Annotated in this window: 25 protein-coding genes and 1 pseudogene; 13 read left to right on the forward strand and 13 right to left on the reverse strand. The window is 67.3% G+C overall.

The window, feature by feature from the left end; genetic code table 11:
- Positions 1-19 precede the first annotated feature (19 nt).
- A pseudogene (locus ACGLHR_RS33580) lies at positions 20-512 on the forward strand (GNAT family N-acetyltransferase).
- Positions 513-543: 31 nt separating this feature from the next.
- On the opposite strand, the gene ACGLHR_RS33585 reads toward ACGLHR_RS33580, so the two are convergent.
- The 5 genes from ACGLHR_RS33585 to phnF form a co-directional block, all read right to left on the reverse strand.
- Entirely contained in the window at positions 544-1,074 is a 531-nt protein-coding gene (locus ACGLHR_RS33585; protein ID WP_400099229.1) for a DUF2726 domain-containing protein, read from the reverse strand.
- A gap of 441 nt (positions 1,075-1,515) precedes the next feature.
- On the reverse strand, positions 1,516-2,148 hold the full coding sequence (phnN, locus tag ACGLHR_RS33590; protein ID WP_400099230.1) for a phosphonate metabolism protein/1,5-bisphosphokinase (PRPP-forming) PhnN: 633 nt from the start codon (positions 2,146-2,148) through the stop codon (positions 1,516-1,518).
- On the reverse strand, positions 2,145-2,894 hold the full coding sequence (locus ACGLHR_RS33595; protein ID WP_400099232.1) for a DUF1045 domain-containing protein: 750 nt from the start codon (positions 2,892-2,894) through the stop codon (positions 2,145-2,147). The genes phnN and ACGLHR_RS33595 overlap by 4 nt, the downstream gene beginning before the upstream one ends.
- A 26-nt stretch (positions 2,895-2,920) precedes the next feature.
- Complete coding sequence (locus ACGLHR_RS33600; protein ID WP_400099234.1) at positions 2,921-4,117, reverse strand: alpha-D-ribose 1-methylphosphonate 5-triphosphate diphosphatase; 1,197 nt, start codon at positions 4,115-4,117, stop codon at positions 2,921-2,923.
- 93 nt (positions 4,118-4,210) lie between these two features.
- Positions 4,211-4,945, reverse strand: coding sequence for a phosphonate metabolism transcriptional regulator PhnF (gene phnF / locus ACGLHR_RS33605; protein ID WP_400099262.1), 735 nt, complete (start codon positions 4,943-4,945; stop codon positions 4,211-4,213).
- 195 nt (positions 4,946-5,140) lie between these two features.
- Between phnF and phnG the strand changes: the two genes are divergently transcribed.
- From phnG to ACGLHR_RS33645, 8 genes are all read left to right on the forward strand, one after another.
- A complete protein-coding gene (gene phnG, locus ACGLHR_RS33610) occupies positions 5,141-5,650 on the forward strand; it encodes a phosphonate C-P lyase system protein PhnG (protein ID WP_400099236.1) in 510 nt (169 codons plus the stop codon).
- Between the two features lie 79 nt (positions 5,651-5,729).
- The gene (phnH, locus tag ACGLHR_RS33615) at positions 5,730-6,308 is read left to right on the forward strand and encodes a phosphonate C-P lyase system protein PhnH (RefSeq protein ID WP_400099264.1); all 579 of its coding nucleotides are present in this window, start codon (positions 5,730-5,732) and stop codon (positions 6,306-6,308) included.
- Between the two features lies 1 nt (position 6,309).
- Positions 6,310-7,473: a carbon-phosphorus lyase complex subunit PhnI gene (locus tag ACGLHR_RS33620; RefSeq protein WP_400099238.1), complete on the forward strand. Its 1,164-nt coding sequence runs from the start codon at positions 6,310-6,312 to the stop codon at positions 7,471-7,473.
- The gene (locus ACGLHR_RS33625) at positions 7,470-8,399 is read left to right on the forward strand and encodes an alpha-D-ribose 1-methylphosphonate 5-phosphate C-P-lyase PhnJ (RefSeq protein ID WP_318232742.1); all 930 of its coding nucleotides are present in this window, start codon (positions 7,470-7,472) and stop codon (positions 8,397-8,399) included. Before ACGLHR_RS33620 ends, ACGLHR_RS33625 begins: the two co-directional genes overlap by 4 nt.
- A complete protein-coding gene (gene phnK, locus ACGLHR_RS33630; RefSeq protein ID WP_400099240.1) occupies positions 8,396-9,184 on the forward strand; it encodes a phosphonate C-P lyase system protein PhnK in 789 nt (262 codons plus the stop codon). The genes ACGLHR_RS33625 and phnK overlap by 4 nt, the downstream gene beginning before the upstream one ends.
- Before the next feature lie 14 nt (positions 9,185-9,198).
- Positions 9,199-9,996 (forward strand): phosphonate C-P lyase system protein PhnL, encoded by a 798-nt coding sequence (phnL, locus tag ACGLHR_RS33635; RefSeq protein WP_400099242.1) that lies wholly within the window; start codon positions 9,199-9,201, stop codon positions 9,994-9,996.
- A gap of 92 nt (positions 9,997-10,088) precedes the next feature.
- Entirely contained in the window at positions 10,089-11,321 is a 1,233-nt protein-coding gene (locus tag ACGLHR_RS33640) for an alpha-D-ribose 1-methylphosphonate 5-triphosphate diphosphatase (RefSeq protein WP_400099243.1), read from the forward strand.
- The gene (locus ACGLHR_RS33645; RefSeq protein ID WP_400099245.1) at positions 11,318-11,899 is read left to right on the forward strand and encodes an MOSC domain-containing protein; all 582 of its coding nucleotides are present in this window, start codon (positions 11,318-11,320) and stop codon (positions 11,897-11,899) included. The genes ACGLHR_RS33640 and ACGLHR_RS33645 overlap by 4 nt, the downstream gene beginning before the upstream one ends.
- Positions 11,900-11,943: 44 nt before the next feature.
- On the opposite strand, the gene ACGLHR_RS33650 is transcribed toward ACGLHR_RS33645, so the two are convergent.
- Positions 11,944-12,216, reverse strand: coding sequence for a hypothetical protein (locus ACGLHR_RS33650; protein WP_400099247.1), 273 nt, complete (start codon positions 12,214-12,216; stop codon positions 11,944-11,946).
- A 374-nt stretch (positions 12,217-12,590) separates the two neighbouring features.
- Here ACGLHR_RS33650 and ACGLHR_RS33655 point away from each other — a divergent pair, with 374 nt between their 5' ends.
- A complete protein-coding gene (locus ACGLHR_RS33655; RefSeq protein WP_400099248.1) occupies positions 12,591-13,730 on the forward strand; it encodes an AGE family epimerase/isomerase in 1,140 nt (379 codons plus the stop codon).
- A gap of 12 nt (positions 13,731-13,742) precedes the next feature.
- On the opposite strand, the gene ACGLHR_RS33660 is transcribed toward ACGLHR_RS33655, so the two are convergent.
- A complete protein-coding gene (locus tag ACGLHR_RS33660) occupies positions 13,743-14,462 on the reverse strand; it encodes a Crp/Fnr family transcriptional regulator (RefSeq protein WP_400099250.1) in 720 nt (239 codons plus the stop codon).
- A 313-nt stretch (positions 14,463-14,775) separates the two neighbouring features.
- Here ACGLHR_RS33660 and ACGLHR_RS33665 point away from each other — a divergent pair, with 313 nt between their 5' ends.
- Positions 14,776-15,423, forward strand: coding sequence for a copper resistance protein CopQ (locus ACGLHR_RS33665; RefSeq protein ID WP_400099252.1), 648 nt, complete (start codon positions 14,776-14,778; stop codon positions 15,421-15,423).
- Positions 15,424-15,453: 30 nt separating this feature from the next.
- Here ACGLHR_RS33665 and ACGLHR_RS33670 read toward each other — a convergent pair whose 3' ends face one another.
- Positions 15,454-16,314, reverse strand: a complete 861-nt coding sequence (locus ACGLHR_RS33670; protein ID WP_318232733.1) for a LysR substrate-binding domain-containing protein — start codon at positions 16,312-16,314, stop codon at positions 15,454-15,456.
- A gap of 188 nt (positions 16,315-16,502) precedes the next feature.
- Between ACGLHR_RS33670 and mdtD the strand changes: the two genes are divergently transcribed.
- Positions 16,503-17,897: a multidrug transporter subunit MdtD gene (gene mdtD / locus ACGLHR_RS33675; protein ID WP_400099254.1), complete on the forward strand. Its 1,395-nt coding sequence runs from the start codon at positions 16,503-16,505 to the stop codon at positions 17,895-17,897.
- Positions 17,898-17,944: 47 nt separating this feature from the next.
- Here the strand turns inward: mdtD and ACGLHR_RS33680 are convergent, their stop codons facing one another.
- The 4 genes from ACGLHR_RS33680 to ACGLHR_RS33695 form a co-directional block, all read right to left on the reverse strand.
- Complete coding sequence (locus tag ACGLHR_RS33680) at positions 17,945-18,343, reverse strand: hypothetical protein (RefSeq protein WP_174423696.1); 399 nt, start codon at positions 18,341-18,343, stop codon at positions 17,945-17,947.
- Between the two features lie 83 nt (positions 18,344-18,426).
- Positions 18,427-19,113, reverse strand: a complete 687-nt coding sequence (locus ACGLHR_RS33685) for an alpha/beta hydrolase (RefSeq protein WP_400099256.1) — start codon at positions 19,111-19,113, stop codon at positions 18,427-18,429.
- 329 nt (positions 19,114-19,442) lie between these two features.
- Complete coding sequence (locus tag ACGLHR_RS33690) at positions 19,443-19,730, reverse strand: hypothetical protein (RefSeq protein ID WP_400099258.1); 288 nt, start codon at positions 19,728-19,730, stop codon at positions 19,443-19,445.
- 170 nt (positions 19,731-19,900) lie between these two features.
- A complete protein-coding gene (locus ACGLHR_RS33695) occupies positions 19,901-21,667 on the reverse strand; it encodes an FAD-dependent oxidoreductase (RefSeq protein ID WP_400099260.1) in 1,767 nt (588 codons plus the stop codon).
- Positions 21,668-22,171: 504 nt separating this feature from the next.
- Here ACGLHR_RS33695 and ACGLHR_RS33700 point away from each other — a divergent pair.
- Positions 22,172-22,699, forward strand: a complete 528-nt coding sequence (locus ACGLHR_RS33700; RefSeq protein ID WP_318232729.1) for a hypothetical protein — start codon at positions 22,172-22,174, stop codon at positions 22,697-22,699.
- 356 nt (positions 22,700-23,055) lie between these two features.
- Here the strand turns inward: ACGLHR_RS33700 and ACGLHR_RS33705 are convergent, their stop codons facing one another.
- Positions 23,056-23,910 carry a DMT family transporter gene (locus tag ACGLHR_RS33705; protein WP_400099266.1) on the reverse strand — a complete coding sequence of 285 codons (855 nt, stop codon included), beginning with the start codon at positions 23,908-23,910 and terminating at the stop codon, positions 23,056-23,058.
- Positions 23,911-23,989 lie beyond the last annotated feature (79 nt).

The following is a 23,989-nucleotide window of genomic DNA, read 5'->3' on the forward strand; positions in this document are numbered from 1 at the left end:
ACTCGATACCGATATCCCCATGGACCTGTCAGACGCACGCCGCACAAGCGGCGGCCCGACCCTTCATGAAGTGACCGGCACCGATGCCGAGTTGCTGCAGGTTGCCGCCTTGCTCTCCGAAATGGATGGCGAGACACCGCTGCCTTTGCAACGCATGCGCGAGCTGTTCACCCAGCTCAAGGCGATGCCGGACTATCGCTGCTACCTGATGTGCAGCGCCGCCGGCGAAGCGCTCGGCACGTTCTGCCTGTTTTCCGGTGCTGGCGCACGACGGCCGCAGCGAGGCCATCGTGGAAAGCGTGGTGGTGACCCACGCCGCGCGCGGCACCGGCGTGGGCACGGCCATGATGCACGCCGCCATGCGGCTGGCCGAGGAGGCGGGCGCCTCCAAGCTGGCGCTATCGTCCAGCGCGCGCCGGCTGCAGGCGCATCAGTTTTACCGGCGGCTTGGGTTTACGGAGCATGGGACGAGTTTCAGTATTGGGTTGCCGGTGGCGAGCCCGCACCTCTGATTGCATCCCGCGCGTCGAATCGCACGGCCGATCAAGCCGCATCTCGAACGGGCTCGCTCGCCCGCGAGTCAGGTACGGCCGACGAAACCACTGAGACGTAGTCGCTCAGTATAACCGTGAAGTCCACATCCTTGGACGTGTAGCGCTTGATCGGGATACCTGCCGAGGCAAGAACCTCGTTCTTCTGCGCATCGCGGCGTTTGGCGTTCTCGGAGCCATGCGATGCGCCATCGAGCTCGATGACGTAGAGCGGACGCAATGTCTTTCGCTCGCAAACCAGGTAGTCCACATATTTCTGTGAGAACTGGTTGCGGGCTTCCCGAGTTTTACCCTTGTGTTGCACAAAGGCTGACATTGCGACCTGGGGGAAAACATGCGCGTTTCGCAGCGCCATCACCAAGCGATCATATAACTCAATCTCGTCCTGCCGCATAAACGGCGCCTTGCGAGCAAACTGGAATCCCTTGGACGTCCGGGAGCCGCCTCCGCGATTTGCTTTGAGCGCAGAAATCACCACCAGTACAACGACGAACAGTATTGCGACGCCGATTAGCGCTTTCATGCGACCCCCAATGTAATTGTTATGCCGGGGATTCTATCGCAGCGCCATTCACATGCTTACGCGCGGCGCGCCAGCGCTACCCCTGCCGCTTGCCGCCGCTGGGCCTCACCGCCTCCCGCCCGACCCCAGGCGCCTTCTCCGCCGGCACCTCGATACTCTCGCGAAAACGCTGCGTAACAGCTGTCTCGGCCAGCGCGTGATACGCCGGGCGAAGGCGTGGAGCTGAAGCTGGCCTTGTCCGACATGGCCTTCACCATGCTGTCGCATCTCGGCCTGCTGGCCGAGGCCGAATTGCTGCAGCAGGAGCGGCCGTCGATCGGCAACCACCTGTATGGCGCCTTTGGCCGCGACTTCGGCACGCTGGACGGCGGCCGACTGATGGTGGCGCCGCCGTCGGCCGGCTGCACGATGCCGGCGTTGTGGCGGGCCCGGAGCGGGACCCTACGGCTGGTGCTGGCGCGTGCGCTCGTGCGTGAGCCGCATCAACGCGCTCGCCGCATCCTCCAGCACGCCGCTGTTGTCGATCACCGTCAGCCGGCACCCCGCCGGCACGGCGAACGGCTCGCCGGCGCGCTGCAGGCGCCGCACGATGGCTTGCTCGTCCTCGCGGCCGCGCAGCCGCAGGCGCTCTCCCAGCACGTGCAGGCGCACGCTGACCTGCACGGCGTGCAGGGCCGGATAGCGCGCGTGGGCGGCGGCCAGGTGCTCGCGTGACCCGTTCACGACGACGCACAAGCCTTGCGACAGCCAGTCGTCGAGCTCGATCCCGATGCCGTAGCACAAGCCGTGGCTGCGCCAGTGCAGCGCAAATCCGCCTTGCGCGGCCCGGTCCTCGAAATCCGCGGGGGTGATCGCCACGCTGTCTTCATCGGCGCTGCTGGCGCGGGTGATGTAGCGCTGCGCCACGCGTACCCGCGCGTCGTCCCGCAGCTTTTCGCGCATCACGCGCAGCAGCGAATCCTTGCCACTGCCGGAGGGGCCCATCAGGTAGACCAGGCGGCTGCCGTCTGGGGCTTCGGCACAGGGCGCGGCGAAGTCGGCCCGTGCCGCGGTGCTCGTTGCCTTGGCGCTCATGCCGTGGCTTCCAGCATGGCCGCGCCTGCGGCATCGGTGGTGCTGCCGTCGAAGCCGTAGTGGCGGGCCGCCACGAAGGGCGCATCGGGCGCAGGCTGCGCGAACAGGCTGACATCGCGTACCGCCATCGGCTGTTGCAGCAGCGGGCCGCTGGCGGCTTGCAGCAGGGCGATGGCCGCGGTCTGTTCGGCCTCATCGAGCATGCCCGTAAGCGTGATGTGGAAGATGAAGGTCTCGAACGCGTAGGGGTAGCCCCAGGCGTCGAGCATGCGCCGGGCTGCCTCGCTCAGCCGCCCCGGCTTGCGGCGTGCCAGCTCGGCAGGGGTGGGCAGCGCGCGAAAGGCGTCGAACTCCTGCACCGCTGCGTCTGCCAGCGCGTGCATGCGGGCATTGGCGCTGGCGTCGTCGCCGAGGCACCAGGCCAGGAAGCCACGCAGGTTGTGCAATGCAAGCGGCACGGCAAAGGGCTGGCGGTCCAGCGCGAAGGCGCGCATGGCGGCGTCCAGCCCGGCCGGTGTCTGGCCGTCCGCCAGCCGGAACGGGGCCTTGAGCGTGGCATGCAGGCCATAGTGGGCCGGTGCTTCAGTCCAGCGGGCAATGCGGGCATCGTCCGGTGCGGGGCGCGCCATCGCCTCGCCCGTTTCGGCGCTGCGGCCCAGCCATTGCTCGCCTACCAGCCGATAGGGCGCGGCCGGGTTGAGGTAGATGGCGTAGCGGTAGGCCTGTGACAATGGATTGTTCGACATCGGGCTCGGCATCCTGGTCATGCGGGTCAGGCCGCGCGCCGCTCGCCGCCGGACTGCACCAGCGGGAAGGCGCGCGTGGCTTGGTGCAGCACACCGCCGACGATGGTGGCGCAGACCTGGGGCAGGGCGGGGTCGCGGTCGTCGACGATGATGGCGTCGGCGCGCAGGCCGGGGCTGAGCGTGCCGCGATCATGCATGCCGGCGGCGCGCGCCGGGTTGCGCGAGACCAGGTCCCACGCAGCCGGCAAGGGCAGCACGCCAAGCTGGGCCACCCGGAATGCGGCTTGCAGGGGCGCCGGGTAGTAGTAATCGGAGGCCAGCACGTTGCACAGCCCGGCGGCGATCATCTCGGTGGCATCCGGGGCGCCGGTGTGGCTGCCGCCGCGGATCACGTTGGGCGCGCCGAATACGGCGTGGTTGCGCAGGGCGTGGGCGGCGCGGGCCACGTCCACGGTGAGCGGGAACTCCGCCACGGTGCAGCCTTGCTGGTGGTAGCGCTGGCGGGTGGCGGCATCGCCGTCGTCGTGCGAGGCGACTTGCAGGCCGGCGGTGCGGGCGGCGGCAATCAGCCGGGCCACGCCTTCGGGCACCTTGCCAGCCTGTGCGGCAGCTTGTTCCAGCCGCTGGCGGAAGATGACCGGGTCGCACTCCGCGCGGTCCGCATACTGCGCCAGCTTGCGCGCGTCGTGGATGCGCGATGCCATCAGCGGCAGGTGGTCGTTGATGGCCAGGAAGCGCACCTTGCCGCTATCGATCCACGCCAGCGCGGTTTCCAGTCCCGCCAGGTGGTGCGCCTCGAAGCGCAGGTGCACATGATGCTGCGCGCCAAGGGTGCCGCGCATGCGTTCCAGGCCGTCGAACATGCGCTGGGCATAAGCCTCGCCGCGCAGGCCGCCTTCCCACGATAGCGTCACGCCGTGCAGCTCGGTGGTGATGCCATGCGCGAGCAACTGGCGGTCCACGTCGAACAGCGCGCTGGTGTACGGAAAGCTCACGCCGGGGCGCGGCATCACGGCGCGCTCGAAGGCGTCGCCGTGAATGTCCACGATGCCGGGCAGCACCAGCAGGTCGCCCGCATCGAGGGCAGGCCCTGCTGTGCTTGCCGGCCCGGCCAGGCAACCGTCGCGCAACGCGAAGGCGGCCGGCACAATGCCGTTGGCGGTGAGAACGCGGCGGCCGCTCAGGCCGGCAAGGGTGGGGTGAAGTGCGTGATTGGTATCCATGCTGGCGACCTTAGCGCGGGCAGATGACAAGCAGATGTCTAGACCAATTGGATCAGCTGAGCATGCGTTCCACATGGCGTGCGAGTGCGCATTTTAGTCCTGGTCGGCTACGGTCAGCTGTACCCAGTCGCCGGCAAAGCGCACCACGCTGTATTGCAGCGGCGCGCCGTCCGGGTCGACGTTGAGCGCCTCCACCTGCAGGATCGGCCGCGTCTTGGGCTGGTTGAGCTGGCGGGCCACGGGCGCCGTCGGCATGGCAGCGGTGATGCGTGACCACTTGCGCGTGTAATCGGTGACGCCGAAATGAGCGAACGCCTTGGAGATCGACAGGCGCGCACGCAACTCGGCGTCCATGTCCGGGAACCGCGTGGCGTCGAAATAGTGCTCGGCCACGTCGATGGTGCGGGCTTCGGCCTTGCCCAGCATCTGTACACGCAGAATGGGCGCGCTGCGCGCCAGGCCCAGGTGCTTGGCGATCTCGGGCGCGCGCAGCGTTTGCGATTCCAGCACCTCGATGTGCCCGCGCATGCCCTGGCTGGCCAGGTTCTGCGAAAAACGCGTGCGCCGCCCGATGGCGTAGTCGATCGCGTGTTCCTGCACGAAGGTGCCGCGGCCTTGCTCGATGCGCACCAGCCCGTTTTGTTCCAGCTCGCCCATGGCGCGGCGGATGGTATGGCGGTTGACGGCGAAACGCGTGGCCAGCTCGGGCTCGGGCGGCAGGCGCTCGCCCGGGACATAGAGCTTGTTGCGGATGTCGAGCGCCAGGGCCTCGCCGATCTGGCGCCATACCGCAACTCCTGAACCCCGCTCGACTTCCTGTTCCACCATCGTGTCCTGCCTCTTCGTCATCGTGCGTTAATCATTTGCGTGCTTCAATAGGATGCGATTGTGCCTCAACCTGGCCATGCCGTGCACGCGGGCGAACCGCGTTGCCGCCGTCATGAAAGCTTCATCTGGCTGTGTTGTAGTTCGGCCATGGATGGTATTCTACATCTAAACGTATAGACGTATAGGGGATGTGAAATGGATCGAACCGATACCGAAGCGGGCACGCTGCCAGGGGCGGCGGCCCAGCAGCAAGCGGCTCAAGCGGCTCGAGCGGCCCGCGCCGCCTGGCTGCGCGTGCTGGCCTTGGCCGCTCCGGATGCCCTGGCGCAGGCCGTGGGGCGCCTCGGTGCGTTGCCGGCCTACCGCCTGCTGCGCAAGCCGGAGAGCGGCATGGCCATGGTGCGCGGGCGCGCGGGCGGCACGGGGGCGCAGTTCAACCTCGGTGAGGTCAGCGTGACGCGCTGCGCGGTGACGCTGGAACCGGGCGTGGTCGGGGTGGGTTACGTGCAGGGCCGTACACACGCCCAGGCGGAGCAGATCGCCGTGCTGGATGCGCTGCTGCAACTGCCCGAGTGGCATGCGCGCGTGCAGGCCGACGTGGTCGCGCCGCTTGCCCGGGCGCGCACGGCGCAAGGCGAGCACAAGGCCGCCGTGGCGGCACAGACAAAGGTGGAGTTTTTTACCATGGTGCGTGGAGAGGACTGAGATGCCAGGCCAATCGATTGCCGCTAAGGCGGCTGGATACGACAACGTGGCCCCGGGGCGACACGGCGCTGGCGTGCCGATGTTGCTGCCCGGCTTCGACGATGCGGTGCAATCGGCGCAGCGGACCTTCCGCGCCGCGCTGCATGCCATGTCCCACCCGGGCAGCATCGGCGTGCTGGCCGAGCCATGCGGCGTGCCGCAGGGCCTGTCACTGGCCCTAAGCGCGCTGCTGCTCACGCTGGTCGACAGCGATACGCCGCTGTGGCTGCCGCCGGATACGCCCGAGGCCGTACGAGCCTTCCTGCGCTTTCACTGCGGCTGCCCGCTGGTGGCGCAAGTCGGGCAGGCGGCCTTCGTGGCCGTGCCCGCAGGCCACGCCCTGCCCGATCTGGCGGCTTGTGCCCAGGGGGATCCGGCTTACCCGGACCGCTCCGCCACGTTGCTGGTCGAGGTCCCGTCCCTGAGCGCGGGCTCCGCGGTCACGCTGCGCGGCCCCGGCATCGAGACCCACGCCACGCTGGCCGTGCAGGGCTTGCCGGGGGACTTCTGGGCCCAGTGGCAGGCCAACCACGCGCGCTTCCCGCTCGGCGTGGACGTGTTGCTGACCAGTGGCAGCGCCCTGTGCGCGCTGCCGCGCACCACCCAAGCGGAGGCCTGACATGTACGTTGCCGTCAAAGGGGGCGAACGCGCCATCCTCAACTCGTACCGCATGCTGGACGACTACCGCCGCGGCGACCGCTGCGTGCCGGAGCTGACGCTGGCGCAGGTGCGCGAGCAGATGCCGCTGGCCGTGTCGCGCGTGATGGCCGAGGGCTCGCTGTATGACCCGCACCTGGCCGCACTGGCCATCAAGCAAGCGGCGGGCGACCTGATCGAAGCCGTGTTCCTGCTGCGCGCGTATCGCACCACGCTGCCGCGCTTTGGCTACTCGGTGGCGCTCGATACCGGCGCCATGCGCCTGCAGCGCCGGATCTCGTCCACCTTCAAGGATGTGCCGGGCGGGCAGGTGCTGGGACCCACCTACGATTACACCCAGCGCTTGCTGGATTTCACGCTGGAAGCCGAGCGCGAGAACGCGCCGCTGCCGCCCGCGCCGACCACGCTGGACGCGCGCATGCCCCGCGTGACCGACCTGCTGCGCCAGGAATCGCTGATCGAGCCGGAGACGGTGCCCGAGCACGATCCCGCGCCGCCCGACCTCACGCGCGAGCCGCTGGAGCTGCCTGCCGCACGCCCGGCGCGCTTGCAGAACCTGGCGCGCGCCGACGAAGGCTTCCTGCTGTCGATGGGCTATTCGACCCAGCGCGGCTACGGCAATTCGCATCCGTTCGCCGCGGAGATCCGCTACGGTGAGGTGGAGGTCGAGCTGTTCGTGGAGGAGCTGGGCTTTGCCGTGACCATCGGTGAGATCGAGGTCACCGAATGCCAGATGGTGAGCCAGTTTGCCGGCAACGCGCAGGAAGGGCCGAGCTTTACGCGCGGCTATGGCCTGGTGTTTGGCTACGGCGAACGCAAGGCCATGTCGATGGCGCTGGCCGACCGCGCCATGCGCGCCGCCGAGCTGGGCGAAGCCGCCGACGCGCCCGCCAACGACGTGGAGTTCATGCTGTACCACAGCGACAACGTGGAGGCCTCGGGCTTCGTGCAGCACTTGAAGCTGCCGCACTACGTGGACTTCCAGACCAATCTCGAACTGCTGCGCCGCCTGCGTGCCGAGCGCGGGCAGGGCGTGCCAACCCCGGCGCCCACGCCGCCCGGGCAGGACACTGCCGCAATCGCCGACGTGGCCCAAGCGCAGGCGCAGGAGGCCATCGCATCATGACCGACACCAACGCTGATCTCAGCGCAAACGCAAACGCCGCCGTGCGCGACGAACACTACAACTTCGGCTACCTGGACGAATCCACCAAGCGCATGCTGCGCCGCGCGTTGCTCAAGGCGGTGGCGATCCCCGGCTACCAGGTGCCCTTCGGCAGCCGCGAAATGCCGCTGCCCTACGGCTGGGGCACCGGCGGCATCCAGGTCACCGCCTCCATCATCGGCAGCGACGATGTGCTCAAGGTGATCGACCAGGGCTCGGACGACACCACCAACGCCATCAATATCCGCCGCTTCTTCGGCCGCGTGACGGGCGTGCAGACCACCGAGCGCACCGCACAAGCCACCATCGTGCAGACCCGTCATCGGATTCCGGAAACCCCGCTGGCCAAGGGCCAGGTCATGGTGTTCCAGGTGCCCATCCCGGAGCCGCTGCGCTGGCTGGAACCGAGCGAGACCGAGACCCGCACCATGCACGCGCTGGCGGAATACGGCGCGATGCACGTCAAGCTGTACGAGGACATCGCCCGCCATGGGCGCATTGCCACCACCTACGACTACCCGGTGATGGTCAACCAGCGCTACATGATGCGGCCGTCGCCCATCCCCAAGTTCGACAACCCGAAGCTGGACTTCAGCCCGGCGCTGATGTTGTTCGGCGCGGGCCGCGAGAAGCGGGTCTATGCGGTGCCGCCCTTTACCAGCGTGAAGAGCCTGGACTTCGACGACCACCCGTTTGCGGTGGAGACGTGGGACGGCTGCTGCGAGTTGTGCGGCTCCACCGACAGCTATCTCGATGAAATCATCATCGACGACGCGGGCGGGCGCATGTTCGTCTGCTCCGATACCGAGTACTGCGCGACCCGCCAGGAGCAGGGTGAGACCGGGCCGAATGGCACGGCCGCCAACGCACGCAAGGAGGCAGCATGAGCCGCACCGACGCGCACCAGCCGCTGTTGTCCGTGCGCGGCCTGACCCGGACCTGGGATGGCGTGCACGGCTGCCACGATGTCAGCTTCAATCTCTTCCCCGGCGAAGTGCTGTGCGTGGTGGGCGAATCCGGCTCGGGCAAGAGCACTTTGCTGCAGGCGGTGTCCTGGCAGGCCGCGCCGGAATCCGGCAGCGTTTGCTACGACACCCGCGAGCAAGGGCTGGTTGACCTTGCCACGCTATCCGACGCCCGGCTGCGCCTGCTGGCGCGCACCGACTGGGGCTTCGTGCGCCAGAACGCGCGCGATGGCCTGCGCATGCGCGTGAGCGCCGGCGCCAATATCGCCGAGCGCCTGATGGCGGTGGGCGGCCGCCATTATGGCGAGCTGCGCGAAGTCGCCGGCACGTGGATGGAAAAGATGGAGCTCGACCTGGGCCGCCTGGACGATGCGCCGACGAGCTTCTCCGGCGGCATGCAGCAGCGCCTGCAGATCGCCCGTAACCTGGTGACGCATCCGCGCCTGGTGTTCATGGACGAGCCCACCGCCTCGCTCGACGTCTCCGTGCAGGCCCGCCTGCTCGATCTGCTGCGCCGGCTGGTGGCGGACCTTGGCCTTGCCGCCATCATCGTCACCCATGACCTCGCCGTGGCGCGCCTGCTGGCGCATCGCACGCTGGTGATGCAGGGCGGGCGCGTGGTGGAAAGCGGCCTGACCGACCAGATCCTCGACGATCCGCACCATCCATACACCCAGCTGCTGGTGTCTTCCATCCTGCAGGGCTGACCATGACGCAAGACATGAAAGACCTAAACGACGTAATCGACACAAGCGACACAAGCGACACAAACGACGGAAGGCAAGACCTCCAGCGCATCCAGGTGCGCGGCCTCGGCAAGACCTTCATCCTGCACAACCAGGGCGGCACGCGCCTGCCCGTGCTGCAGGCCATCGATTTCGACGCTGCCGCCGGCGAATGCCTGGTGCTGGCCGGCAGTTCCGGCGCGGGCAAGAGCACGCTGCTGCGCTGCCTCTACGGCAACTACCTGGCCACCGAAGGCAGCATCCGCATCCGTGACAGCGAGTCATGGGTGGAACTGACCCGTGGCCCCGAGCAACGCATCCTGCAATTGCGGCGCGAAGTGATCGGCTATGTCAGCCAGTTCCTTCATGTGATCCCGCGCGTGAGCACGCTAGATGTGGTCGCCGAGCCGCTGCAGCAGCGCGGCGCCAGTGCCGACGAAGCGCGCGAGCGTGCTGCGGTGCTGCTGGCGCGGCTGCAGGTGCCTGGCCGGCTGTGGAGCTTGCCGCCCGCGACGTTCTCGGGCGGCGAGCAGCAGCGCGTGAACATCGCGCGCGGGCTGATCGGCGGCCATCCGGTGCTGTTGCTGGACGAGCCGACCGCCTCGCTCGACGCGGACAACCGCGCGGTGGTGGTGGCGCTGATCCGCGAAGCGCTGGCCGAGGGCCGTTGCCTGGTCGGCATCTTCCACGATGAAGCCGTGCGCGAGGCGGTGGCCACCAGGCTGCTGCCGTTGCACCCGCCTGCCGTCACGGAGGCCGCACCGGTTGGCAAGCTTGCGGCGGTCGCTGGCTGAGCCATTCATTCTTATCGTATTCATTCGCTCCCAATCGTTCCCAATCGTTCCCAATCGTTCCCAATCGTTCCCCATCGTTCCCGGAACCGACCATGCTTCCTGCCTACCTGACCCATGCGCGGATCGTCCTGCCCGACTGCGTGCTAGCCGACAGCGCCTTGCTGAGCGAGAACGGCCGCATCGCGGCCATCGAGCCCGATGCCGGCGCGGTGCCGCGCGCCGCCCAGGTGATCGACCTGCGTGGCCAGACGCTGCTGCCCGGCCTGATCGACCTGCATTGCGACGCCATCGAGAAAGAAGCCGAGCCGCGCTCGCGGGTGATGTTTCCGCTGGACTTTGCCGTGGCGCAGGTCGATCGCCGTAACGCCGCCGCGGGCATCACCACGCCTTACCATGCGGTTTCGTTTGCCGGGAACACGTTCGGCGTACGCAACTTCGATACCGCCGCCGAGCTCGTGCGCGCCGTTGCCGCCTTCCGCGGCCACAGCCTGGTGGACAACCGCATCCACTGCCGCTACGAGGTCACCGATGCGAGCGCATTGCCGGTGCTGGAGCAACTGGTGGAAGCCGGCCTGGTGGACCTGGTCTCGGTGATGGACCACTCGCCCGGGCAGGGCCAGTTCAAGACGCTGGAGGCGTACCTGGCCTACATGATGGGCAACCACGCCATGAGCCGGGAAGAAGCCCATGCCGCCGCCGACAAGAAACGGGTGGAGCAGCACGGCGCGCTGGACCGGGTGGAGCGCCTGCTGGCGCTGGCCGCCAGCATGGGTGTGCCGGCCGCGAGCCATGACGACGACTCGGCAGAGCGTATCGCCACCATGCACGCGCTGGGCGTGCGCATGAGCGAATTCCCGATCAACCTGGAGACGGCACAAGCCGCCAAGGCAAAGGGGCTGCCGACCATCCTCGGTGCGCCCAACGTGCTGCGCGGCCAAAGCCAGAGCGGCTCCATGCGTGCCATCGATGCCATTACCGCGGGGGTGGCGGACTGCCTGTGCTCGGACTACCAGCCGTCCACGCTCATTGCCGCCGCCTTTGCCGCGGAGCGCCTGGCGGGCCTGAGCCTGCCGCAGGCTGCCGCGCTGGTCAGCGTCAACCCGGCCGCGGCTTGCGGGTTGTCCGATCGCGGCCGCATCGCGGCCGGGCTGCGTGCCGACCTGGTGGCAGTCGCCATGGTGGCAGGCCAGCCGCTGGTGACGCATACGTGGTCGTCGGGCCGGCTGGTGTTTGCCGCGCGTTATCCGGCGGGCGCCCTGGCGCCTGACAGCGCGGGCGTGGTCCAGATGCCGGTGCCCGGCGAGCCAGGGCGCGCGGCGGCATGACCATGCCGGCCGACATCGGGTGGACCGAATCGTCGCAGGCGGGCAGGGTGGTCGCGGTAAGCCTTAGCGCCACGCACACCTTCAGCAAGGCGGGTACGCCGGTCATCCGCCTGCTGGCCGGGCTGGGTGTGGAGGGTGACGCGCATTTGGGGGAAACCGTCAAGCACCGTTCCCGCGTGGCGGTGGACCCCACCCAGCCGAACCTGCGGCAGGTTCACCTGCTATCGGTGGAGTTGCAGGCGATGCTGCAGGCCGCCGGCCACGCGGTGGCGCCTGGCGCGCTGGGCGAGAACATCACCACGCAGGGTATCGACCTGCTGGCGCTGCCAACCGGCGCGCGGCTGCACCTGGGCGAGACCGCGGTGGTGGAGATCACCGGGCTGCGCAATCCCTGCGCGCAGATCGAACGCTTCCAGCCGGGGCTGCTCGCGCAGGTCCTGGGCCGGGACGATCAAGGCAAGCTGGTGCGCAAGGCCGGCATCATGGGCATTGTCCTGGCCGGCGGGCTGGTGCGAGCGCAAGACGCGATCCGTGTGGCGCTGCCGCCCCAGCCTCACCAGAAGCTGGAGCGGGTTTGAGTGGCGTTTGAGCGGGGAGTGGGGGCGGTGAGGGCAGGAAAACCCTAGCGATGCAACGTGCGGACCGTTCCGTGGTGGGAGGCGTGCCAGTCGCCCGGTATGTCGGGAAAGATCTCGCACTCGCCGCGCACGATGAGCTCCACCGTCGCGCACACGCCCTTGACGCCGCGCGGGCCAACGCAGACCAGGCTGTGAGGGTGTTCCGAATGATTGGGAATGGCGTACACGCGCATCCCCTCCTGATACAGGGGATGGGCGGGCAGCCTGGCGTTGAGTAGTTCGACAAAACGCAAGGGACTTACCACCGGCTTTTCCATCTTGCTCTCCCATGGAGCATGGGCGCGACCTCCGGAGGGCTCCGGATGGGCCGAAAGTGCTTAATAGATACACTGGACGGGAGGCGGGGATCCTTCCGGCCATGTCATCTGCACAAACCAGGCATGTGGCCCGGGCGCCGCGGCAGGCGCGGAATACGGCGCAAAAGCCGCTTACCGCGGCCTTCGATTGGAGGGGCCACGTCGTAAGGTTAGGCGATTTATTGGCGGGATCAAGCTTGCCATCGGCGTAAAAGAGCTATTGGGCCGAAGGCGGCATTCAAGGGCCGCAACCGCCGCTCGGGAGGGCCGCTTGGCGGGCTGAGGTATATTCCACGGGTGGCAGATACGTGCCTCCTACCGATTTCCTTTTCCGCATGAACGTTACGCCACCCCTTGCCACCGCTGGTGCTGATCCCAAGGCCGCTTCCTTCGCCGCATTGCGCGCGCACTACGATGCCGCCGTCCTGCCGCTATGGACCGGGCCGGGCTGGAACGCCGCGATGCAGCTGCCCTACGAGGCGCTGTCCGGCGCTGGCTGGCAGCCTTTGCCGGTGGCGCGCTACCGCGCCATGGCCTGCGCGCGTCAGCTCTACGTGTTTTCGCAGTGCGCGGGCGCCGATGCGGCGGCCCATGCCGCGCGCCTGTTCGCGTCGCTCAGCGGCCGCTTTGCCGACGGCGTGCAGGGTGGCTTGGTCTACAGCATCGATGCGCAGGGACAGCCTCTGGATACCACCAAGGACCTGTACACCCACGCCTTCGTCGTCTTTGCCTGCGCGGCGTATTTCAAGCGCTCGGGCAGCACGCAAGCGCGGGCCTTGCTGGACAGCACCACACGCGTGATCGAGCAGCGTTTCGCCACTGCCCACGGCCTTTACCATGCCGCGCTCGCGCAGGATTTCAGCCCGGTCGGCGGGCCGCCCCAGCAAAACCCGATCATGCACCTGACCGAGGCCTACCTGGCGGCGCATGAGGCAACCGGGGAACATGTCTATGTGGACCGGCTGGCGGCCATTGCCGCCGCCGTGCTGGCCACCTTTGTCGATCCGGCGACCGGTTGCATTGCCGAGTTGCCGATGAATACCGATCGCGATGGCAACCGGGTCGAGCCCGGCCACCAGTTCGAGTGGTTTTCGCTGCTTGCCAGCGAGCCCGCGTTGTTCGAGGGCTCCGGGCTCAGGCAAGCGCTGGCACGCGCATTCGACTTTGCCATGCAGCACGGCGTCGACACCAGCACCATGGGCGTGGCCGCGGCATTGCATCTGGACGGCTCGCTCCGTGATCCGATCCAGCGCATCTGGGCCCAGACCGAGTTCGCGCGGGCACTGGCGGTGCGTGGCGACAGCGTCGCGCTGGCGCACCTGCAGGCCTGGCTGAAAGCCTACCCGGCGCGATTCCTGCACGCGGGCGGCTGGCATGAGTGCCTGTCGCCTGCCGGCAAGGTGGAGCGATCGGAGATGCCTTCGACCACCCCATATCATCTTGCCACTGCGTACCAGGCGCTGCCGCAGGATTGACGGCTTGGCCGATCAGCCGGCCGCGTGGCTGAGCAGGCGGTCGAACTCGTTGCGCACGATGCGGTAAGACTCGCCGGAAAAGCCCTCCAGACCGGCCCGGTCGATCACGGTGATATGGCCGCGGCTGTGCCGGATCATTTGCAGCTCCGCCAGCTTGCCGACCGCCTCGGTCACGCCCTCGCGCCGCACGCCAAGCATGTCGGCAATGGTCTGCTGGGTAACGTCGAGCTCATTGCAGGGCGAGCGGTCCAGCGCCAGCAGCAGCCAGCGGCACAACTGCGTGGTCAGGGAGTGGTGGCGGATGCAGACGGCCGTCTGCGACACCTGCGTGAGCAGCGCCTGCATATAGAGCAGGGCCATGCGCTGCAGTGTGGGCAGGTCGGGGTAGATCGCGCGCAGGTCGCTCGCGGCAACGCGAAACCCGATGCCGCTCCTGCGTACTTCGATCCGGTTGGGCATGGTCTCGGCGCCGGTCAGCGCGGGCAGGCCGACCAGCCCCTCACGGCCCACGGAGGCCAGCTCCACGGTGGCGCCGCTTTCCAGCAGGGACATCATCGAGATCACCGCCGTGCTCGGGAAGTAGAGATGCCGGATGCGCTGCCCGGAATCGCTTAGTAGTTGCCCCGTGCGCAGGTTGACGCTATCCAGGCGCGGCAGGAGCAAGCGGCGCTCGTGCGGCGGCAGGGCACCCAGCAAGTGATTGCCGGCCAAATCCAGTTCGGTATCGATCATCCCGTTGTCTCCCCAAGTCGAAAGGTCGCGGCTGCTGCGCCAGCCGTTTGGATTTTTCTCTGTGCGGTATGCCACGCAGTCGGGCATGACCCGTTAACGTATTAAGCGTCATGCGTGTGCTTGCCGACAGTGGCCGGAGGTTGGAGATCGCCACGGTATTGGGGGGATAGGCTTTTGGCTGGGTCAACCCCGGGTTCATACTTTTGACTGGGGGAGGGGTTAGGTGGCCGGGGCGCCGCATGTGGATGCGGCGCAAGGATCGGCGCAAACAATGTGAAAAAAACCTGTAAGTTCCTGTGGGTGGCGGCGACGAATGGGCACATTCACCCAGTTGGAGATTGCCATGTACCCGAACCTCACCAAGTCGCTGTTTGCCGCCGCCGCCATCGCCGGCGCCGTGTTTGCCCTGGGCAGCGCCCAAGCGGCCAGCCCGGTTTCCCATAGCGCCACCAGCATGCGCGATATCTACAGCGACGGTGCGCGCACGGCGCCCGTGAACGCCTTTACCGATGGCGCAAGGGGCGGGAGGTTCAACTCGTTCACCGACGGTGCCCACGCCCGCATCGTGGATCCCTTTACCGATGGCGCCCGCATAGCCGGCCTGGATCGCACTGGCCCCTCCGCCGATCCGGCCCGCAGCACCGACCCGTTTGCCGACGGCGCCCGCAAGCTGGATACGTTCACGGATGGCGCGCGCATCGCCGGCCTGGACCGCACTGGCGTCTCCGCCGATCCGGCCCGCAGCACCGACCCGTTCTCCGACGGCGCCCGCAAGCTCGATACGTTCACGGATGGCGCGCGCATCGCTGGCCTGGACCGCTCCGGTGTTTCCTCCGATCCGGCGCGCAATGTCGACCCGTTCGTCGATGGCGCGCAGAAGGTGGCCGGCATGGATACCCGCGGCGTTTCAGCGTCGCCGGCCCGCAGCTTCAATGTGTACCAGGATGGCGCGAATGCGTGAGCCGCGCGGGGCGCGGTGTGCAGATCCTGGCTACTCGTCCAGCCAGGACCCGCGCAGATCGCTCTTTTGCAGCAGTTGCAGCAACGTTTCGGCGGGCCGGCTCAGGCGGCCCGCGCGCAGCGAGATGAATTCCACCTCCGGCAGCGCCGGCAGGCTGTCGCCATTGACCAGCGGCGACAGCCCGCGCCCGGACAGATATTGCGCGCGCACGGTAATGCCCAGCCCGCCGCGCGCGGCGGCGATGCAGCCCGAATGACTGCTGCTGGTGCAGACGATCTGCCAGCGCATCCCGGCCTTGGCCAGCGTATCGAGCACGATGGCGCGCGTGACACTGGGCTCGGGCACCAGAATCAGCGGCAGGGGCTGGCGCAGGTCGGCCACCGTGCCGGGCCGGGCGAGCCACTCCAGCTTGCCCCTGAACAGCGGCGCGCCGCGCCGGTCGCCCTCGCGGCGCTTGCCGATCATCAGGTCCAGCGCACCGGCATCCATCAGCTCATAGAGCTTGCCGGTCATGCCAATGGTGATTTCCAGCTCCACATCCGGATGCGAGTTGCGAAACGCCGCCAGTACATTGGGCAGCGGGCCCAGCGCGAGGTCGTCCGAGGTGCCCAGCCGCACGCGGCCCTGCAGGCGCGGCGCATTGAACTGGGACTCCGCGCGCGCAATGGCATCCAGGATCAGCCGCGCGTGCGCCAGCAGCGCCTCGCCGTCGGCGGTCATGGCCAGGGTGTGGGTATCGCGCACAAAGAGCCGGCGCCCCACATGCTGTTCCAGGCGCCGGACGTGGTCGCTGACGCTGGACTGGGACAGGCCGAGCTGGCGCCCCGCGTCGGTAAAGCTGTGCGCGGCGGCTACGGTGGCGAAGGTCTTGATCCAGACGGGATTGAGCATGCCGCATTGTCATCGGATTCTCCGATGACAGTCAATATACCTAGCGGGGTTCCCGATTGGCACGGCCGGTATTAACATCGGCAGCATTCGTGGCACTGGTTTACCCATATCGCTTCTCTCTCGGGCTATTCCAGATGCCTCACCGGTGATTGCCCCTTATTGCCGGTACTTGCCTCGAGACGTACCAGATGACCAGCCAATCCTCGCAAAAGGCCATGTTGTGGATCGTCGCAGCGGGCTTTTTCATGCAAACGCTCGACACCACCATCGTCAACACCGCGTTGCCCGCAATGGCGCGCAGCCTCAAGGTAACCCCCCTCGACATGAAGCCGGTGGTGGTGGCCTACACGCTGACCATGGCGATGCTCACGCCGGCCTCGGGCTGGCTGGCCGACCGCTTTGGCACCCGGCGCGTGTACTTCGCGGCGATCCTGATCTTTGTGCTGGGCTCGCTGTTCTGCGCGGGCGCGCAGAGCCTGGACCAACTCGTGGTTGCCCGCGTGATACAGGGCGTGGGCGGCTCCATGCTGTTGCCGATCGGCCGGCTGGCGGTGCTGCGCAGCGTCTGCGGCGAGCAATACATCGCGGCGCTGGCCTTTGTCTCGGTGGCGGGGCAGGTCGGGCCGATCTTTGGCCCGGTGCTGGGCGGCTGGATCGTGCAGTCGGTGGCCTGGCACTGGATCTTCCTGATCAACGTGCCCGTGGGCGCCATCGGGATGCTGGCGGTCTTGCGCTACCTGCCCGACCACACCCTCGGCCGCGCGGCCCCGTTCGACTTTCTCGGCTGTGGCTTGTTATCGCTTTGCATGGTGGCGTTCTCGCTGGCACTTGACACCCCGCGCGAGGCGAGCCACGCGGCATGGAGCGGCAGCCTGTTCGGGCTGAGCCTGCTGTCCGCGCTGCTCTACATCCCGCATGCGCGGCGGCGGCGCAATCCGCTGTTCCGGCTGGCGCTGTTTCGCGAGCCCAATTTCAGCGTGGGCCTGGCCGGCAACCTGGTGTGCCGCATCGGCTCCGGCGCGGTGCCGTTCCTGATGCCGTTGCTGCTGCAGTTGCAGATGGGGTATTCGCCGCTGCATTCGGGGCTGATGCTGCTGCCGGCCGCATTGGCCGGCGTGGTCGCCAAGCGCTGGATCGTGCCGCTCGTCAAGCGCTTTGGCTATGACAATTTCCTGCTGGTCAACACCGTATTGGTGGGCGGATCGATTGCCTCGTTCGCGGCGATTTCGCCGGGCTGGCCAGTGGGCCTGGCCATTGCGCAGCTCGCGTTGTTCGGCGCGACCAACTCCATGCAGTTCGCCGCCATGAACAGCGTGACGCTCAAGGGCTTGAGCGTGGAGGACGCGGGCAGCGGCAACAGCCTGTTCTCGATGGTGCAGATGCTGGCAATCGGGCTCGGGGTCACCATCGGCGGGGGGCTTGTCAGCATGTTTACCGCCCAGCTGGGCGTGGCCGGTACGGCTTACCGGCTGGCGTTCTTTACCGTGGGCATGATCACGCTGCTATCGGCACTGGTATTCCGCCGTCTCGATGCCGAGCCATTCGACAAGAGCCGCGGCCCGGCCAGGGTGGCCAGCCTCTGATCCGCATTGGCGGGACGCGATGCGTCCTGCACTGGCTTACTTCGTTATCACTCTGTCACGCCGTTCTCATGCAGGAGCCGCTCGCACTCGTCGAGCAGGTCGTGCGCAAAGGCGGACTGGTAGTTGGGATCCAGCGCTTCCATCATTTCGTGGGCGGTGTACAGCCCCGCCTCGCGCGAGAGCGTGCCGGCGAGCTGGCGCGCGAACTGATCGCTCAGCTGCGACAGCAAGCGCCGCTCGGCCAGCGCCAGTTGCAGCTTGGAGCGCGACAGCCACAGGCTCGCCAGGGTTGCGCCCTGGGCATCGGTCATCCATTGACGGTGTTCGTAGAATGCCGACAAGCGTTCGGCGGCGAGCGCAAACAGCAGAGCCTTGCGGGTATTGAAGTCGAGCTTGAGCGCTGGAGCGGGTGTGGGCGCCGAAGCGTCGGGGGGTGAGGTTTTCATAATGACTTGCAAATCATGCGGTGGGGCGCGAGCCTACCACGCTATCCGATGCCGGGGCGATACTGGAGCGATGTCCGGGCCTGTCAGGATTTCTCGCCCGCCGCGAAGCGCGCATTCAACCACGTGCCAATCGCCTTGATCTCTTCCATGCAGACCGAGTGCGACATGCGGTAAGTGTGCCAGTCCACCTTGCAGCCCAGTTTTTCCAGGGTGTCGCGTGCCAGCAGGCCGAGCTGCACGGATACCACGTCGTCCTCGGTGCCGTGCCCGGCAAAGATCGGCGTGGCCCGATTGGCTTCGCTGAATTCGGCGGCAAGCAGCGCCGGCGCGGAGATATAGGTGGAAAGAGCGATGATGCCGCCCAGGGCTTCGGGATGCGTCAGCGCGGTGGTATAGGCCACGGCGCCGCCTTGCGAGAAACCGGCCAGCACCACGCGATGGCTGGGCACGCCGCGCTGGTTCTCCCGCGCGATCAAGGCGCGAACGGCGTCGCGGGAGACACGGATGCCGGCCTCGTCCGCATGGCGGCGCGCGTCGTCGAGTGAGTGGATGTCATACCACGCCGGCATGACGTAGCCGCCGTTGCAGGTGACCGGGATGGCCGGCGCGTTGGGAAACACGAAACGCACGCCGGGCGCGCGCGCCAGGCCCAGTTCCGGCACCACGGGCACGAAATCGCTGCCGTCGGCGCCGAGCCCGTGCATCCAGATGACCGACCACGTGGGCGACGGTGCGGTTTCGATTTCAATGGCTGGCAGCAGTGCGCTCATTTCGATGTTCCTTGTTCCTTGTTCCCGCATCCTGATCGGGCTGCCGGCACGGCGAGCGTGCAGGGCGCCACTGCCCGGTGCGAGGCTATGTTCTTGTGCGCATGGCATGGGGATGCCGCGTGAGGCGGCAAGTATCGCACAGCGCCGGCGCGGTGCCGGCGGCTGGGCAATCGGGAACGCTTCAGCAAGCGCCGTGTGTCATGCGAGCGGATAGCCGCCGCGGCTTCAAGCCGCGCGGCATGGCATGACGATGCACCGGCCCGTCTTCGCACAAGCGAAGGGCGCGCCGGCGCCGTGCCAACGTGAGTCACGTTGGCCCCGGTAAACCGTCAGGCTGCTGAAGGTACGGCAGGCACCGTGATGAGGCCGGGCGCGGAGCGGGGCGCTTGCGCATGCTCCGTGGTGACCGGGGTGCGCCGCTTGTCCACGACGCTCTCGACGCCGGAGGCGCTCACATCTTCCAGGAATGCGACCAGGTCGCGGTAGTAGTCGACCTGCATCTGTGCCTCTAGCAGGCGGCGCTCGGCTTGGAATAAGGTAAGCCGCATTTGCTGCAATTCCCTTGCTGCGATTTTCTCCGGGGTGGGCGGACTAAACATGTCTGCAAGCGAACGCATGGCAACCTCCCGCTATCGATGGCTTCGAATTGAAGCTCCTGCCATGCAACCAATATAGTAAATAAAAGCGCATTTCAGGCCCTGTCGCGCGCCGTCCACACAGTCGATTGCCGGCGCGCGGCGGCAGGAGTAAATTGATCGCCCGGTGTTTGCAAGGCGTCCGGCAATGCTTACATGGCAAGCGTTCCCGGCTCAGGCTGTTTCATTTTTGCCAGGTAGCTGTGGATCTGCGCGACCACCGCCGCGCCTTCGCCCACGGCCGCTGCAACCCGCTTGGTGGAACCCGAGCGCACGTCCCCGATTGCAAAGATGCCTGGCACGCTGGTCTCCAGCGTGGATGCCGGCATCGTGCCTTCATGCGCCGTGTCCGTGCCGGTCAGCACGAATCCCTTCGCGTCCACGCGCACATTGCAACTGGCGAGCCATCCCGTATTGGGATCGGCGCCGGTAAACAGGAACAGATGCCGGATCGGCAGCTCGGTCACGCGGTCGCTGTCGCGCGTGCGATAACCGATGGTAGCCAGGCGTTCTTCGCCGCCCAGGGCCACAATCTCCGCGCCGGTATGCAGTTCGATATTGGGCTGGGCGGCAATGCGCTCGATCAGGTAGCGCGACATGCTGGCCTCCAGCCCCGAGGCCCGAATGAGAATGTGCACGCGCTTGGCGTGCGCGGCCAGGAAGACAGCGGCCTGCCCCGCGGAATTGCCGCCACCCACCAGCACGACTTCTTCGCTGCTGCACAGGCGGGCTTCCACCGGGGACGCCCAGTAGTAGACGCCGCGGCCCTCATAGCGATCGAGTGCCGCGATAGCGGGGTGGCGGTAAGCCGCGCCGCTGGCGATGACCACGGTCCGGGCCGCAATCTTGCGGCCATCGCTCAATTCGACGCGCTGCGGATGCTCGCCACAATGCAGTGCGGCCACCTGCAGGGGGATGGCAAGGTGCGCGCCGAACTTCTGGGCTTGCACAAAGGCCCGGCCGGCCAGCGCTTGTCCGGAAATACCTGTGGGGAAGCCCAGGTAGTTCTCGATGCGCGAGCTGGCGCCGGCCTGGCCGCCTGGCGCAAGGCTGTCGAACACGGCAACGCAGAGGCCCTCGGAAGCGGCATACACCGCAGTGGCGAGACCAGCCGGGCCGGCACCCACCACGATCACGTCATAGACATAGTCCGGGTCGAATTCGGGCAGCAGGCCGAGGCAGGTGGCAAGCTGGCCCGCGTCCGGGCGTCGCAGCACCGCGCCGCCGGGGCAGATCACCAGCGGGAAGTCGCCGGGCGCGGCCGTGGTGGAATCGAGCAGGGCGCACGCCTCGGGATCTGTGTCCGCGTCGACCACGGTGTGGGGATAGCCGTTGCGTCGCAGGAACGCCTGCAGATGCAGCAGGCGCGCGTCGCTGCCGCGGCCCAGCAGCGTCGGGCCATTGCCGCGCTCGATCAGGCCGACGCGGCGCAGGATCAGCGCACGCATGATCCGCTCGCCCAGTTCGGCTTCCGCCACAATCAGCGCGCGCAGCCGATCGGGTGGAATCGCGATGGCCTCGACGTCCTCCAGCGCCAGGCCGTCGACCAGCGCAGGCTTGCCCGATAGCTGCCCCACCTCGGCAAGGAAGCTGCCCGGCCCGTGCTCGCCGACCACCGACGCACGATCCCGTGCGTCGCGCTGCATCACGCGCACGCGGCCCCGCAGCAGCACGACCATGCCGTGGGCCGGGTCGCCGGTGCGAAACAGGTATTCATTGGCGCGCCACTGCCGCAATGTGCCGAAGTGCCGTAGCCGTGCTATCTCGGCGGCGGCAAGCAGGGGCCACATCTGGTGGCTGCGCGACTCCATCGGGGAGAACGCCGCGGTGGCGGCCTCCTGCTCGATGGCCAGGCCCGCCGCAACGATGGCTTGCGGGTCGGGGGGTTCCAGGCTTCCGATGGCATTGTCTGCGCTCATGGCGGTACGGCCTCCCGGTGGCACCGCGCTGGCGCCGGTGCGGATGAGTCAAGTGCTGCTGCTGATGCGTGCGCGGGGATGCCCGGTCACGGCCCGGAGAGTTTGCTCGCGATGCCGCGATGCGGCAATCCCTCTTGGTCCACACACCCCAAAAGCGTAGTACACGCAGGGCAACAAATGGCCATGGCACCGGATAGTGCGTCTTATGCCGCTTATGCCGTTTCCGGATATCTTAATTGCAACCTAGTAAAAACCCTTGACTATCTACTTACAGGTAGATAAGATGTGTTCCATGGATTCCGCAGCCAGGTAACGCCAGACAGACAAGGCCCAGCCAGCCGGTTTCCAACGCAGCAAACGAGTAACAAGGACGAAAGTCATTTTTTTTGCTCCGCTTCTCTACCTAGTGATAGGTAAGAAGGCAAGAAAAACGACGATCCAGCTAAAACCCGGTCCCCGCGGCCAAAGCAGACCCCCGGACCCATGCTTCGATTGGAGAACATCATGAACACCAAGCTTTTTGCCAAGTCCCTGCTGACCGCCGCCACCCTCGCCGCAGCTTTTGCCGCCGGCCATGCTCAGGCCGCCGCAACCGTCCCCGCAGACAAGTACGGTTATGAATACCGCACCCGCGACGTCTACAGCGACGGCGCCCGCAGCGGCAAGTTCGACGCTTTCACCGAAGGCGCACGCGCCGGCAAGTTCGATCCGTTCACCGACGGCGCCCGCACCGGCAAGTTCGACGTCTTCTCCGAAGGCGGCCTGACCGCCGGCCTGGACCGCGCCGGCGTGTCGTCCGACCCCGCTCGCAGCGCCGACCCCTACACCGACGGCGCACGCGTTGGCAAGACCGACCCGTACACGGATGGTTTCCGTACCGTCGCCGGCCTGGATCGCAGCGGCGTGTCGGCTGAACCCAGCCGCAAGTTTGACCCGTACACCGACGGCGCCCGCAACGACAAGCGCAACCCCTACTTCGACGGTGCTCGCAGCGGCGCACGCGACGTGTACACCGACGGCGCCAAGGCCTGAGCCAGTAACCCGAACAACCGGCAAGCCGCAGGGTCTGTATGACCCCGGCGCGCCGGATTCAAAGCGTCACCCCGCTGCGTCACCGTAACGACGCGCGGATACCAGGAGTGCATCATGAGCCGTTGGAAGAGTTTCCGGATGTTGGCAGGCTGGGCGCTGGTTTGCGTTGCCAGTGGCTCCATGGCCACCGTGGTGGCACAGGCACTCCCGGCCTGAAGGTCCCCAGGATCCAAAGCATCCGTTTTAACGAAGGTATATCGCAGCGCTCCCACGCTGCACGCGAATCGGCGCGCCCATTGTGGCGCGCCGAATTTTTTTCCGAGCCCGATGAAGCCAACCCGCATCCCTTCGCCACATTAGCTTGCCAGGCGCTTGCTCCATCCATGCACAACGCCTGTTGTCAGGGCCGTGCCGGCCAGGATCACGGCGCAGCCCAGCAGCATCGAAGGGGTAAGGCGTTCGCCCAGGAATAGCGCGCCCCACAAGACACCGAAGGCCGGGATCAGGAACAGCGCGGTCATTGCCCGTGCCGGCCCGGCCTTGGCGATCAGGCGAAAGAAAAGCACATAAGCCAGCGCGGTGCAGGCGACGGTCAGCGCGCCTAGCGCCAGCCACGCGTGCGAGCTTGGCTGGGTGGCTGGCCACAGCCAGGCCGCGGGCGCGCACAGCAGCAGCGCCGACGCGAGTTGGCTGCCCGTTGCCACCGTCAGCGACGGCACGTCCGCCAGGTATTTGCGGGTGAAGTTGGCGGAGAAGCCATAGAGCAGGGTAGCGGCCAGGCAGGCCAGCGCGGCCAGGCCGGCGGCCTTGCCCGCGGCACCGTGCTGCAGCCCGGCCTTGTCCCACACCAGCCACAGCACCCCGGCGAAGCCTAGCGCCAGCCCGGCTACGCGTGGCGCATCCAGGCGTTCGCGCAACCACAGCCAGCCGATCAGCGCGGTAAACAGCGGCGTGGCCGCAGTGAACATGGCGGAACGCCCGGCGGGAATGGTCAGCGCGGCAAAGCTGAACAGCACGAAGGGCAGCGCCGAATTCGTGACACCTACCACGGCGATCGCCCACCAGCGGCGGCGCAGGCCGGCCAGCCCGCCGCGCCAGGCCAGCAGCGGCAGCAGCAGCAGGGCCGCGCCGCCGGCGCGCGCGCCCACCAGCGGCACCGCGCCAAACTCACCCGCACCCAGGCGGATAAACAGGTAGGAGGCGCCCCACAGGGCTTACTTTCCGCAGGTCGCCGATTGAATTTCCGCGTAATTTCCCGGGCGCCGGTAGGTCAGGGTTTGCGGGGCGCTT

The sequence above is a fragment of the Cupriavidus sp. CuC1 genome (assembly GCF_044627735.1).
In the GTDB taxonomy this organism is placed as follows: domain Bacteria; phylum Pseudomonadota; class Gammaproteobacteria; order Burkholderiales; family Burkholderiaceae; genus Cupriavidus; species Cupriavidus ulmosensis.

What these genes read in the sequence shown, in the direction of transcription:
- ACGLHR_RS33670 (WP_318232733.1), bottom strand. Translation starts at nt 16,314, where the DNA reads ATGCTCAATCCCGTCTGGATCAAGACCTTCGCCACCGTAGCCGCCGCG.
- ACGLHR_RS33585 (WP_400099229.1), bottom strand. Translation starts at nt 1,074, where the DNA reads ATGAAAGCGCTAATCGGCGTCGCAATACTGTTCGTCGTTGTACTGGTG.
- ACGLHR_RS33655 (WP_400099248.1), top strand. Translation starts at nt 12,591, where the DNA reads ATGAACGTTACGCCACCCCTTGCCACCGCTGGTGCTGATCCCAAGGCC.
- phnF (WP_400099262.1), bottom strand. Translation starts at nt 4,945, where the DNA reads ATGGTGGAACAGGAAGTCGAGCGGGGTTCAGGAGTTGCGGTATGGCGC.
- ACGLHR_RS33665 (WP_400099252.1), top strand. Translation starts at nt 14,776, where the DNA reads ATGGGCACATTCACCCAGTTGGAGATTGCCATGTACCCGAACCTCACC.
- ACGLHR_RS33595 (WP_400099232.1), bottom strand. Translation starts at nt 2,894, where the DNA reads ATGTCGAACAATCCATTGTCACAGGCCTACCGCTACGCCATCTACCTC.
- phnG (WP_400099236.1), top strand. Translation starts at nt 5,141, where the DNA reads ATGGATCGAACCGATACCGAAGCGGGCACGCTGCCAGGGGCGGCGGCC.
- ACGLHR_RS33620 (WP_400099238.1), top strand. Translation starts at nt 6,310, where the DNA reads ATGTACGTTGCCGTCAAAGGGGGCGAACGCGCCATCCTCAACTCGTAC.
- ACGLHR_RS33690 (WP_400099258.1), bottom strand. Translation starts at nt 19,730, where the DNA reads ATGCGTTCGCTTGCAGACATGTTTAGTCCGCCCACCCCGGAGAAAATC.
- ACGLHR_RS33685 (WP_400099256.1), bottom strand. Translation starts at nt 19,113, where the DNA reads ATGAGCGCACTGCTGCCAGCCATTGAAATCGAAACCGCACCGTCGCCC.
- phnL (WP_400099242.1), top strand. Translation starts at nt 9,199, where the DNA reads ATGAAAGACCTAAACGACGTAATCGACACAAGCGACACAAGCGACACA.
- phnH (WP_400099264.1), top strand. Translation starts at nt 5,730, where the DNA reads ATGTTGCTGCCCGGCTTCGACGATGCGGTGCAATCGGCGCAGCGGACC.
- ACGLHR_RS33645 (WP_400099245.1), top strand. Translation starts at nt 11,318, where the DNA reads ATGACCATGCCGGCCGACATCGGGTGGACCGAATCGTCGCAGGCGGGC.
- mdtD (WP_400099254.1), top strand. Translation starts at nt 16,503, where the DNA reads ATGACCAGCCAATCCTCGCAAAAGGCCATGTTGTGGATCGTCGCAGCG.
- ACGLHR_RS33700 (WP_318232729.1), top strand. Translation starts at nt 22,172, where the DNA reads ATGAACACCAAGCTTTTTGCCAAGTCCCTGCTGACCGCCGCCACCCTC.
- phnK (WP_400099240.1), top strand. Translation starts at nt 8,396, where the DNA reads ATGAGCCGCACCGACGCGCACCAGCCGCTGTTGTCCGTGCGCGGCCTG.
- ACGLHR_RS33660 (WP_400099250.1), bottom strand. Translation starts at nt 14,462, where the DNA reads ATGATCGATACCGAACTGGATTTGGCCGGCAATCACTTGCTGGGTGCC.
- ACGLHR_RS33600 (WP_400099234.1), bottom strand. Translation starts at nt 4,117, where the DNA reads ATGGATACCAATCACGCACTTCACCCCACCCTTGCCGGCCTGAGCGGC.
- ACGLHR_RS33695 (WP_400099260.1), bottom strand. Translation starts at nt 21,667, where the DNA reads ATGAGCGCAGACAATGCCATCGGAAGCCTGGAACCCCCCGACCCGCAA.
- ACGLHR_RS33680 (WP_174423696.1), bottom strand. Translation starts at nt 18,343, where the DNA reads ATGAAAACCTCACCCCCCGACGCTTCGGCGCCCACACCCGCTCCAGCG.
- ACGLHR_RS33625 (WP_318232742.1), top strand. Translation starts at nt 7,470, where the DNA reads ATGACCGACACCAACGCTGATCTCAGCGCAAACGCAAACGCCGCCGTG.
- phnN (WP_400099230.1), bottom strand. Translation starts at nt 2,148, where the DNA reads ATGAGCGCCAAGGCAACGAGCACCGCGGCACGGGCCGACTTCGCCGCG.
- ACGLHR_RS33640 (WP_400099243.1), top strand. Translation starts at nt 10,089, where the DNA reads ATGCTTCCTGCCTACCTGACCCATGCGCGGATCGTCCTGCCCGACTGC.
- ACGLHR_RS33650 (WP_400099247.1), bottom strand. Translation starts at nt 12,216, where the DNA reads ATGGAAAAGCCGGTGGTAAGTCCCTTGCGTTTTGTCGAACTACTCAAC.